Source organism: Bacteroides stercorirosoris (assembly GCF_900142015.1).
GTDB classification, from domain to species: Bacteria; Bacteroidota; Bacteroidia; order Bacteroidales; family Bacteroidaceae; genus Bacteroides; species Bacteroides stercorirosoris.
In genome coordinates, this window is record NZ_FQZN01000001.1 from 29,510 (window position 1) to 41,601 (window position 12,092).

7 protein-coding genes are annotated in these 12,092 nt (G+C 44.8%); 5 read left to right on the plus strand and 2 right to left on the minus strand.

Features of this window, described 5'->3' with window-relative positions:
- The first annotated feature begins 456 nt into the window (after window positions 1-456).
- The 3 genes from BUC01_RS00085 to BUC01_RS00095 all read left to right on the plus strand — a co-directional run bounded on the left by BUC01_RS00085 (window position 457) and on the right by BUC01_RS00095 (window position 7,107).
- Window positions 457-2,304: a 2-oxoacid:acceptor oxidoreductase subunit alpha gene (locus tag BUC01_RS00085; protein WP_073312350.1), complete on the plus strand. Its 1,848-nt coding sequence runs from the start codon at window positions 457-459 to the stop codon at window positions 2,302-2,304.
- 24 nt (window positions 2,305-2,328) lie between these two features.
- Window positions 2,329-3,333, plus strand: a complete 1,005-nt coding sequence (locus BUC01_RS00090; protein WP_022392641.1) for a 2-oxoacid:ferredoxin oxidoreductase subunit beta — start codon at window positions 2,329-2,331, stop codon at window positions 3,331-3,333.
- Between the two features lie 339 nt (window positions 3,334-3,672).
- A complete protein-coding gene (locus BUC01_RS00095) occupies window positions 3,673-7,107 on the plus strand; it encodes a bifunctional proline dehydrogenase/L-glutamate gamma-semialdehyde dehydrogenase (protein ID WP_073312352.1) in 3,435 nt (1,144 codons plus the stop codon).
- A gap of 59 nt (window positions 7,108-7,166) precedes the next feature.
- Here BUC01_RS00095 and BUC01_RS00100 read toward each other — a convergent pair whose 3' ends face one another.
- Window positions 7,167-8,369 carry a sensor histidine kinase gene (locus tag BUC01_RS00100; RefSeq protein ID WP_025831870.1) on the minus strand — a complete coding sequence of 401 codons (1,203 nt, stop codon included), beginning with the start codon at window positions 8,367-8,369 and terminating at the stop codon, window positions 7,167-7,169.
- A 130-nt stretch (window positions 8,370-8,499) separates the two neighbouring features.
- Here BUC01_RS00100 and BUC01_RS00105 point away from each other — a divergent pair, with 130 nt between their 5' ends.
- Entirely contained in the window at window positions 8,500-9,111 is a 612-nt protein-coding gene (locus tag BUC01_RS00105; protein ID WP_244895716.1) for a hypothetical protein, read from the plus strand.
- A 398-nt stretch (window positions 9,112-9,509) separates the two neighbouring features.
- On the opposite strand, the gene upp is transcribed toward BUC01_RS00105, so the two are convergent.
- Entirely contained in the window at window positions 9,510-10,163 is a 654-nt protein-coding gene (upp, locus tag BUC01_RS00110; protein WP_025831872.1) for a uracil phosphoribosyltransferase, read from the minus strand.
- Between the two features lie 286 nt (window positions 10,164-10,449).
- Here upp and pckA point away from each other — a divergent pair, with 286 nt between their 5' ends.
- On the plus strand, window positions 10,450-12,057 hold the full coding sequence (gene pckA / locus BUC01_RS00115) for a phosphoenolpyruvate carboxykinase (ATP) (protein ID WP_025831873.1): 1,608 nt from the start codon (window positions 10,450-10,452) through the stop codon (window positions 12,055-12,057).
- The last annotated feature ends 35 nt before the right edge of the window (window positions 12,058-12,092 follow it).

A 12,092-nucleotide genomic window follows, 5' to 3' on the forward strand; every position in this document is an offset into this window, starting at 1 on the left:
GCAGAACGAATCTTTTATCAAGAAGATTATGGTCAGAAAAGCAATACCACAGACACACAGGGTATCCAAAACTGAAAAGTTAAGGAAAACCACATCTTACAAGATTTTATCAAATTGTAAAGCGACATTCGCTACCTACAGCAGCATCAGTTGTTAAATCAGCTACATTTTGTCAATCCGTATACATTCAAAAACAAATGATAATATGCAACTTTTATTCCTCCATCCCGTACACATAGTTAGAGTTTTGTTCACTCCAAATATCAAAAAATACTCATTTTGCAATTCTTTTAGTACACAATCACAGATTAACTCCAAAAGATTTTGCCAAGTCGCATAACTTTACGACATTTGCAAACGCATCTTTAAAAGCGTAGTACTTTTTTTGTAAGTACCCAACCAACATGAGAACAGATTTTAAGTGATCCTATAAATTAATCATAGTAATACGAAATTATGGCAAACGACATGATGGTAAAAGAACTGGATCAAGTGGTAGTCCGCTTTTCCGGAGACTCCGGCGATGGTATGCAGCTCGCCGGCAACATCTTTTCAACAGTATCGGCTACGGTGGGAAATGACATCAGTACTTTCCCCGACTATCCCGCAGATATCCGCGCCCCGCAAGGCTCTCTGACCGGCGTATCAGGTTTCCAGGTACACATCGGCGCCAACAAAGTATTCACCCCGGGTGATAAATGCGACGTATTGGTAGCTATGAACGCTGCCGCATTGAAAACACAGTATAAGTTTGCTAAGTCTACTGCTTGCATCATTATCGACACAGACTGTTTCCAAGCTTCCGATTTACAGAAAGCCGCTTTCAAGACTGACAATCCTATCGAAGAAATGGGTATCAAGCAAGATGTTATTGCCGCTCCTATTTCTCAAATGGTGAAAGACTGTCTGGCAGAAACAGGTATGGACAACAAAGCAATGCTGAAATGCCGCAACATGTTCGCTCTCGGCCTGGTATGCTGGTTGTTCAATCGTGATTTGAAGATTGCAGAAGACTTCCTTAAAGAGAAGTTTGCGAAAAAGCCGGAAATAGCGGAAGCCAACATCAAAGTTATCCATGCCGGTTACGACTACGGACACAATACACACGCTTCCGTAGCGCATACTTATAAGATAGAGAGTAAGATTAAAACTCCCGGTGTCTATATGGACATCATGGGCAACAAAGCTACAGCCTACGGTTTCATCGCCGCTGCCGAGAAAGCAGGTCTGAAACTGTTCCTGGGTTCTTATCCTATCACTCCTGCTACGGACGTATTACATGAACTCTCCAAACATAAATCCTTAGGTGTCATTACCGTTCAATGCGAAGATGAGATTTCCGGCTGTGCTACGGCTATCGGTGCATCTTTTGCAGGTGCATTGGCTGTAACTACCACTTCCGGTCCGGGTATCTGCCTGAAATCAGAGGCTATGAACCTGGCAGTGATTACAGAACTTCCACTGGTTGTTCTGGACGTACAGCGCGGTGGTCCTTCCACAGGTTTGCCGACTAAATCGGAACAAACAGACTTGTTGCAGGCTTTATTTGGCCGTAACGGTGAAAGCCCAATGCCGGTTATTGCTGCAACTTCACCGACAAACTGCTTCGATGCAGCCTATGCAGCTTGTAAGATGGCTTTGGAACACATGACTCCGGTGGTTCTGTTGACAGACGGTTTCGTTGCCAACGGTTCCGGTGCATGGAAACTGCCGAACCTGGATACATATCCTGAAATCAAACCTCAGTATGTTACTCCTGAAATGAAGGACAACTATACTCCCTATAAACGCAACCCAGAGAACCAGGTACGTTACTGGGCTGTTCCGGGGCAAGAGGGCTATACCCACATCCTCGGTGGCCTGGAAAAAGACAGCAACACTGGTGCGATCTCTACCGATCCTGAAAACCACAACCTAATGTGCCACCTGCGTGCAGAAAAAGTTGCAAAGATTGTTGTGCCCAATGTAGAAGTACAAGGCTGTGCAGATGACGCAGACCTGCTGATTGTAGGTTTTGGCGGTACTTACGGACACTTGTATTCTGCTATGGAAGAGATGAACAAAGCCGGACAAAAAGTAGCTTTAGCCCACTTCTCTTATATCAATCCGTTGCCTAAGAATACGGCTGAGGTATTGAAAAAATACAAGAAAGTGGTAGTTGCCGAACAGAACCTGGGACAATTTGCCGGTTATCTCCGCATGAAGGTAGATAATTTCACTCCGTATCAATTCAATGAAGTCAAGGGACAGCCGTTCGTAGTAAGCGAATTGGTAGCTGCCTTCACCGAGATTTTAAATAAATAATAACCCCGTAAAGTATCGAAAGACATGAGCGAATATACAGCTAAAGATTTCAAAAAAGGACAACCTCGTTGGTGTCCGGGTTGCGGTGACCACTTCTTCTTGAATTCACTGCACAAAGCGTTGGCAGAAATCGGCGTAAAACCTTGGGAAACTGCCGTTATTTCGGGTATCGGTTGTTCCAGCCGTCTGCCTTATTATATGAATACGTATGCGATGCAGACTATCCACGGACGTGCTGCCGCCATCTCTACCGGATGTAAAGTTACCAATCCTAATCTGAGCGTCTGGCAGGTTTCAGGTGATGGTGACGGTCTGGCCATTGGTGGTAACCACTTTATCCATGCTATCCGCCGCAATATAGATATCAACATTCTGTTGCTGAACAACCGTATCTACGGTTTGACAAAAGGACAATATTCTCCGACGTCTCCCCGTGGCTTCGTCAGCAAATCTTCTCCTTACGGTACGGTAGAAGATCCGTTCCACCCTGCTGAACTCTGCTTCGGTGCCCGTGGACGCTTCTTTGCACGCTGTGTAGCTACAGATGGCCCCGGCACAGGAGAAGTGTTGAAGGCTGCTGCCAATCATAAAGGAACTGCCGTATGTGAGATTCTGCAACACTGTGTAATCTTCAATGACGGAACTTACGACTCTGTATACAACAAAGACGGACGTGCCAAAAACGCCATCTACCTGGAACACGGCAAACCAATGCTTTTCGGTGAAAACAAAGAGTTTGGCTTGATGCAGGAAGGCTTCGGACTGAAAGTTGTGAAGTTGGGCGAAAACGGTATCACAGAAAAGGATATCCTCGTTCATGACGCACACTGCATGGATAACACGCTACAACTGAAATTGGCTCTGATGGAAGGTCCTGACTTCCCGGTTGCCCTCGGTGTAATCCGCGACGTGGAAGCTCCGACTTACGACGACGCCGTAATGGAACAGATTGAAGAAGTATCAGCAAAGAAGAAGTATCACAACTTCAAGGAACTGTTGATGACAAATGATATTTGGGAAGTAAAATAAGCTATACGCAAGTACAAATCCGCTTCCCTCTTATAACACCTCATTGCCAAGCTACAAAATAGTGATGGCAATGAGGTGTTTTTCATATAGCCCACAAAATAAATATATTTCGCCCTTTCTCTTTGATAATAAAAGAATTAGTGTATATTTGCATCAGGCATACATTAACCTTTAACATCACTGTACTATGGGTAGAAGATTAATCTTTGACCGGTTTTCGCAGCAAGCTCTCCAGACCTTGCACCGGTATCGTGCCGTAATGTTCAGTCCTACCCTTTATTCATGTTTTTAGTTCGCGAGTGATACTTATTTCAATCATTTACTAAACATGAATAAATTATGGATAATAGACCTACCATAGCCGAGGTACAAGAATGGGTACTGAAGCTACACAACACGTGTGAGCAAACCATCACAAACGAAGAGCGCAAAGAACAGCATAAATATGCCGTCATGGTGCAACGTCCGCAGGACAAGAAGTTCCTGGTGAAGATGCTGGATGAATCTTCACAGATACGTGACCGCAAGAAACTTGCCGCCCGTATTAAAACCTTGATAGACCGCTATGGAGTACCTGAATTCCTGAATAGACGGGATACTTTCCTCTTTAAAATGTACCAGGCCTTCGGACATCATTTCGACTTCATCGCCATACCTATTATAAAGAAGCGTTTACGCATGGATACGTCTAAAGTCATCCTTGACGAAGCGCGTCCCAAGTTAACCCGGCACCTGTCTGAACGTGCACAACAAAAGGTCGGACAAAATGTTAACCTACTGGGCGAAGTCGTTTTAGGCAATGGGGAAGCAGATCATCGGTACCATCATTACTTGGAAGCATTGGAAGCTCCCGATATCAACTATATTTCAGTAAAGATATCCGGTATCTATGCCCAGACACATGCTTTGAATTATGAAGAGAGTTTCCCGGAACTGGTGAAACGTATGTCCGCCCTCTACCAAAAAGCAATGGACTTCCCACATACAGATGAAAACGGAGTGAAACGCGCGAAATTCGTCAATCTGGATATGGAAGAATATAAAGATTCACACTTTACCCTACGCCTGTTTAAAACTGTACTGAGCAAACCGGAATTCAAAGACTATTCAGCCGGCATCGTTGTACAGGCTTATCTGCCCGATGCTTATGATTTCCAGACGGAACTGCTGGAATTTGCAAAGGCACGCTTGGCAGAGGGAGGCGCACCACTCAAAATGCGCCTTGTAAAAGGCTGCAACCTGGAAATGGAAACAGTGATTTCTTCCTTACGCGGCTGGCCCAACCCCATACTTTCCACAAAGACGGAAGTGGACGCAAACTACCTGCATATTCTGGAACGTGCCCTGCTGCCCGAAAATGCAAAAGCGTTACACATCGGAGTGGCTTCGCACAACCTGTTCACAATAGCCTACGCTTATCTGCTAAGTCAGAAGAACGGCAGTTCAGAGTACATGACATTTGAGATGCTGGAAGGTATGGCCGACCATGTATGGCGCGCACAGTCGCAACTGGGTAATCACATCATACTATATGCACCGGTAGTGAAAGATGAACATTTCCTGAATGCAGTCTCTTATCTGGTACGCCGCATGGACGAAAACACGGCTCCAGACAACTTCCTCACTCATTCATTCAATCTGCAACCGGGAACCGACACCTGGAATTTCCTGCAAAAGCAGTTTGAAGAAGCATACCACAAGAAAGACAACGTTTCTCATATCCCTACGCGCACGCAGAACAGGCTTTTGCCGTATTCTCGCGTTCCCCCATCCGATGTGATGAAAAACGAACCGGACACGGATTTTGACCTGCCTCAAAACCAGGAATGGGTACGAAACATCTTTGCCAAATGGAAAAAGTCTTCCAGTGATACTCCGGAAATCATTCCTCTGCAAATAGGAGCCGAAACCATCGTTTGTGAAAAACGCCACAAGTACATGGACCGTTGCCAGAATGATGAAGTATGCATTTGCGAAATGTCGCAAGCCGGTACGGAACAAGTAAAGCGGATCATCGACATTGCAGAGAAAGATCCCGCAGGCTGGCGGAACACTACTTTAGAGGAACGGCATGGAATCATGTTCGAAGCAGCCAATCGCCTGGGTGATATGCGCGGAGACCTGATAGGCAGCATGTGTGCCATAACAGGCAAAACAGTGGTAGAAGGCGATGTAGAAGTCTCCGAAGGCATTGACTACGCCCGCTTCTATACCACAACCATGAAAAAATTCACCGCACTGCATGATGTGGACATCACCTCCAAAGGAACAATCCTCGTCATTTCGCCATGGAACTTCCCATGCGCCATTCCTATCGGTGGCATTGTAGCCGGATTGGCCGGCGGCAATACCGTAATACTGAAACCCGCAACAGTAGCCGCTCCCGTAGCATGGCTATTTGCCAAGGCTTTCTGGGATGCAGGAGTGCCCAAAGAAGCATTGCAAGTCATTATTACCGACCGTGAAGCACTGAAAGAGCTGACCACTGCTCCGGCTATCAGGCATATCATCCTGACAGGTGGCACAGATACAGCCCAAAGCATTGCACGTACCAATCCGTCTACCCCACTTTCCGCCGAAACCGGTGGAAAAAATGCTATTATCCTTACAGCCTCGGGCGACCGTGACCATGCCATTATGAATATCGTTGCTTCCGCTTTCGGAAATGCCGGACAAAAATGCTCCGCATGCTCCCTGCTGCTTGTAGAACGTTCTGTATACGAAGACAAGAACTTCCAGGATAAGCTGAAGGATGCCACCACCAGTATGAAAGTAGGCAGTGTATGGGAAGCCGGTAACATAGTAGGTCCCATGATTACCAACCGGAACGACAAGTTGCTGCAAGCCCTCACACTGGAACCCGGTGAGTTCTGGCTGGTTCCGCCCAAGTTTATCGACGAGAAGCAATACATCCTCGCTCCCACCGTGAAGTGGGGAGTGAAACCGGGCAGTTATTCATTCCGCACAGAATTATTCGGCCCCATGTTAAGTGTAGCTTGCATTGACAATCTCCAACAGGGAATAGAGTTGGTGAACAGTCTGGACTACGGTTTGACTTCCGGCCTGCAAAGTCTGGATGAAAACGAACAGAAACTCTGGAAGAACTCTATTCAGGCAGGTAACCTTTATATCAATCGTGGCATCACGGGCGCTATTGTCAACCGCCAACCTTTCGGTGGAATGAAACTGTCCGCTTTTGGTGGTGGCGTAAAAGCAGGCGGGCCAAACTATTGCGCCTGCCTTGTGAAGATTACCGACAAACCGGAAAGTAATACGGATTATAAGCAAAGTTACCCTCATGCTTATGAAGAAGAATTTGCGCATGCACGGGATATCAATAAGTTATATGGCGAACAAAATGCATTCCGCTATCTGCCATTAAAGAATATGGTGCTCCGCCTTTTCCCGGGCGATAGTAACGAAGAAGCTGAAATGATCGCACTTGCCGCAAAACTCTGCCACACGCCACTGACTATCAGTTTTGACCCGAATGATGATCGCACGGCTGCATTATCACCGGCCGGTTGTGCACTAAAGAAAGAAACGTTCGATGAATTCCTCAAAACAATGAGAACCTATGAACGCATCCGTACTTGTGGCGCCGATATTCCGATGGAAATGTATGAGGAGGCAGCTCGTAGAAATAAATACATTGCCACGGCAAAACCTGTAAAAAACGGACGTGTAGAGTTGATACATTATATCAAGGAGCAAAGCATCTCCTTCGAATACCATCGATATGGTAGTATTCTGGATGTGCCGCCTGTAGAATAACAATTAAAGAAGAGTGTGTTCCGGCTTGTCTGTGGAAAAACAGACAGGCCGGAGCACGCTCATTCCCCGCTCTCCACCGGCAACGGCAAAGAAACAGTAAATTCGCTATATTTTCCTTCTATGCTCTCCACGCTGACATATCCACCATGTTCCCGGGCCACATTCATCACATAGTTCAGCCCCAGACCAAAGCCGGAAACTTTCTTCTTCGCATCCTCATGCCGGGTAATGACACGTTCAAACTTATCAAATACAATCCGTTGAGCTGCAAGCGGAATGCCGATTCCATTATCCCGCACCCTGATCTGAGTATACTGCCCGGAAAGACAGGAAGTAATTTGTATATCTACCGTATCCTTAGAGTATTTCACAGCATTATCTATGAGATTGCTTAAAGCCTCTTTCAGGTATTCTTCATCAGCATAAACTCCCTCTTCCTGCAAGTCAACCTGAAATGTGATAGGCTTTTCCGCCTTAGCAGTGAACGTGTGTACCAGTTCATCCACCATCGGATGAAGTTGAATCCAGTTCTTATCCAACAATAATTGCCCATGTTCCAACTTAGAGATAGTCAGCACTTTATTGGCCAGTGCAAGCAAATGCTGCGCCTCTGCCTCCAGTATATCGAAGTGTTTTTCTTTCTTCCCGGGCTTATCATCCACTTTTCCGCTGCGAAGCACTTTAAGGCCAATCAGGATGGAACTGATTGGATTCTTCATGTCGTGAACCATAGCATAAGAGAAATCTTCACGCATTCGTGCCAATTCATCTTGCCGGCGGATAATATCCACCTGCTTACGTATGGCAAATAACAGAAGCCCCAAAGCCACTATCGTTCCGAAAAACATATAAAGCAACTTGCCGATGAACCCGGCACGAAGATTCCGGACGTAAGCATGTACTCCCTGGGTATCATTCACAGGACACACGAAAGTATAGTGCTGTTCCAATAGTTTCCGGTAATCAGAAAAATATCGTAAATCCTGCTTCAATACGATGGAATCGTTGTGTAAAGATACTGTATCCAAGCGGAACTTGATCCGCTTCAAATTCACTTCATCCAGCTCGTGACGGAAAAAGGTAGCCAGGTCCTTAGTCTGACCGGCCTCAAATGCATCCGTCGCACGTCCGTAAGCTTCATGGATATTACGTATTACTTGTTGCCGGTTCAGTCCGAAACTTCGTCCCACCCAATTTCCAAGCAAGTACAGTACAGCGGCAGTTGCAGTTATTGTAAAGAGTATATAATACGACTTTTTCATCAATAATTCTATATTTCAGGCAAATATAGATAAACTTTTCTTTCCATCTTAACATAAAGATAACATTCTGATAACCTAAATTAATTTCATACTCTTACTATCTTTGCAGCGTAGAAAACAATAAAAAGGAATGATGGAAAAGAAAGAAGTAAATAAAGAAACATTCAACCGCCCGGATGGAGTGGAAGTGAAACTCACAGCAAAGTCCATTAATATAAAAGGATTTCTATTTTTTTTCATTCTGTTCCTGACAGGTAGTTATCTGTTTGTTTATGTATGGGATGAATATTCGTCGTTTAATGCCGGACTTTTATTAGGTACTACTATAAAAGGGATCATCAGTCCTAAATCACTGATTTGCACATTGTTACTTGTCACATTTTACACATTGCTCCAAGCAGGAGTTCTTTATTGGTTTAGCGGAAAAGATAAAAAAGTCCTGCACTGGCATTCAGACTGGACAAGCGTAGGGTTTATCCCAACCCGTCCAATCCCATTGAAATTTTATCGGGTATCCTTATTATTGCCAGGCATCTTATTGGGAATAATGCCCGCAATTCATGGATTCTGCACAGGAGAGGCCAATATATTCTTTTTAGGATTATTGGGAATTTTGGGTGGTACAGGAGATTTTCTTTTTTGGTACAGCCTTCGTGCCTTTGATGATGAAGATCTACTCTTGGCCGGTAAAAAGGCTTTTCAGGCCACTATTATAAAACGCAATTACGGGAAGAATGACTAAAGAGAACTCCGGGGAGAACTACTAAACAAACAGGCTCTCCTTTGCTTTTGCTCAAGACCTTTTTACCGCCAGCACTAAGCCTTATTGGATGTCAACCAAGATTAACAGGCCTGTCAACCTTGGTTAACGGATCCATCAACCTTGGTTGACAAGCCTGTTAACCAAGGTCAACACCTGACTATTCCTTAGGGGAAAGGGATATTTCACTGATTATAAACAGAATATCCCCTTATATAAAACAACAGAACACCTTGTTTGCCGGACGATACAAAGTGAGGGTAAAAAAACTGCCCTCACTCTTTTTTCTGCTCTCACTCACGCTTAACATTCTAATTATTATCGATTTATTCCAGAAGTGAGGGCAGTGAGGGTAGAATGAGCCAACTTTTTACTGGTATTTATTCCTTTTCGCCGAAAGCCAAATCTCCTGCATCCCCCAGTCCCGGAACAATATACGAATGCTCGTTAATCTCCGGATCAATGGCTGCACACCAAATGGTGGTCTTATCTGCAGGCAGTGTCTCAGCAATGTGTTCCACAGCCTGCCGACTGGCAATGATAGAAGCGACATGAATCTCCGCCGGATGCCCTTTCGTCAGCATAGCCTGGTAACTCAACTCCATACTGCTACCGGTGGCCAACATTGGGTCTGTGATTATCAGCGTTTTTCCGTCAATGCGCGGTGAAGCGATGTATTCAATATGAATATCAAACTTCAGCGTATCCTTATACTTCCGGTAAGCGGAAACAAAAGCATTCTCCGCACCGTCGAAATAGCTTAGAAAGCCTTGATGGAAAGGTAGTCCCGCACGCAGGATGGTGCTTAATACCAGTTGGTTATCCGGGGTCTGCACAGGTGCTATTCCCAGCGGAGTCTGGATATTCTTCTGAGAATAGGCGAACTCCTTACTCATTTCATAGGCCATAATCTCCCCGATGCGTTCAATGTTCCGGCGAAAGCGGAGACGGTCGTTCTGTACTTGCACATCCCGGATCTCGGCAACATACTGGTTCAGGATGGAATTTGTTTCGGCAAAATTGATAACTTTCATTATGTGATTTGAATTTATATGCGCAAAGTAAACGATTTCCTGCGCAATTTGCAACATTCAGTTTGCAGATATTGTTATGGAGTTATAAAAGACTTCTCATTAAAGAAAAATTTCTCTAATCAAGTGATTGTTTCGAAAGAAAATACTACTTTTGTACGCGAAAAACAAGGGGCTGTTTGGAATAAGACCCAATTCATACCAATTCCCCCTTGAAACAAGTCAAGGTAAAAAGATATTAGCAAGAGATTAATAAACCAAATACCAAAATTTTAAATCATTAAAAGAAATGGCAAATTTAGATTTAAGCAAGTACGGTATCACGGGTGTGACTGAAATCATTCACAATCCCTCATACGATGTACTCTTCGCAGAAGAAACCAAACCAAGTTTGGAAGGTTTTGAAAAAGGTCAGGTAACTGAACTGGGTGCTGTAAACGTTATGACTGGTGTTTACACCGGCCGTTCTCCTAAAGATAAATTCTTCGTTATGAATGAAGCCAGCAAAGATTCTGTATGGTGGACTTCAGACGAATACAAAAACGACAATAAACCTTGTAGTGAAGAAGCTTGGGCTGACTTGAAAGCTAAAGCTGTTAAAGAATTGAGCGGCAAGCGTCTGTTCGTTGTTGATACTTTCTGTGGTGCTAACGCTGCAACTCGCATGAAAGTACGTTTTATCGTAGAAGTAGCTTGGCAGGCTCACTTCGTAACTAACATGTTCATCCGCCCGACTGCTGAAGAACTTGCTGCTTACGGAGAACCTGATTTCGTTTGCTTCAATGCTTCTAAAGCAAAAGTTGAAAACTACAAAGAACTGGGTCTGAACTCTGAAACAGCTACTGTATTCAACTTGAAGACGAAAGAACAAGTAATCCTGAACACTTGGTACGGTGGTGAAATGAAGAAGGGTATGTTCTCTATCATGAACTACATGAACCCGCTTCGTGGCATCGCTTCTATGCACTGCTCTGCCAACACCAACATGGAAGGCACTGACTCTGCTATCTTCTTCGGTCTGTCCGGTACAGGTAAGACTACTTTGTCAACCGACCCGAAACGTAAGTTGATCGGTGACGACGAACACGGATGGGATGACGAAGGTGTATTCAACTACGAAGGTGGTTGCTACGCTAAGGTTATCAACCTGGACAAAGAAAGCGAACCCGATATCTATGCTGCCATCAAACGTGACGCTCTGTTAGAGAACGTAATCGTTGACGCTGCCGGCAAGATTGACTTCGCAGACAAGAGCGCAACTGAAAACACTCGTGTTTCTTATCCTATCTACCACATCGAAAATATCGTTAAGCCTATCTCCAAAGGTCCTCATGCTCATCAGGTTATCTTCCTGTCAGCTGATGCCTTCGGTGTATTGCCTCCGGTATCTATCCTGAGCCCGGAACAAGCTCAGTATTACTTCCTGTCTGGTTTTACAGCTAAATTGGCTGGTACAGAACGTGGTATCACTGAACCGACTCCGACATTCTCTGCTTGCTTCGGTGCTGCTTTCCTGAGCTTGCATCCTACCAAATATGCAGAAGAATTGGTTAAGAAGATGAACAAGGTTGGTGCTAAGGCATACTTGGTAAACACTGGTTGGAACGGTAGCGGCAAACGTATCTCTATCAAAGATACTCGTGGTATCATCGACGCTATCCTTGACGGTTCTATCGACAAGGCTCCTACTAAGGTTATTCCTTTCTTCGATTTCGTTGTTCCGACTGCATTGCCGAATGTTGATCCGAAGATCCTTGATCCTCGCGACACTTACGAATGTGCTTGCCAGTGGGAAGAAAAAGCAAAAGACCTGGCTGGCCGCTTCATCAAGAACTTCGCTAAGTTCACCGGTAACGAAGCTGGTAAAGCATTGGTTGCTGCTGGTCCGAAACTCTAATCTGAATAAAACCAGTTTTAGATATATACGCGAAA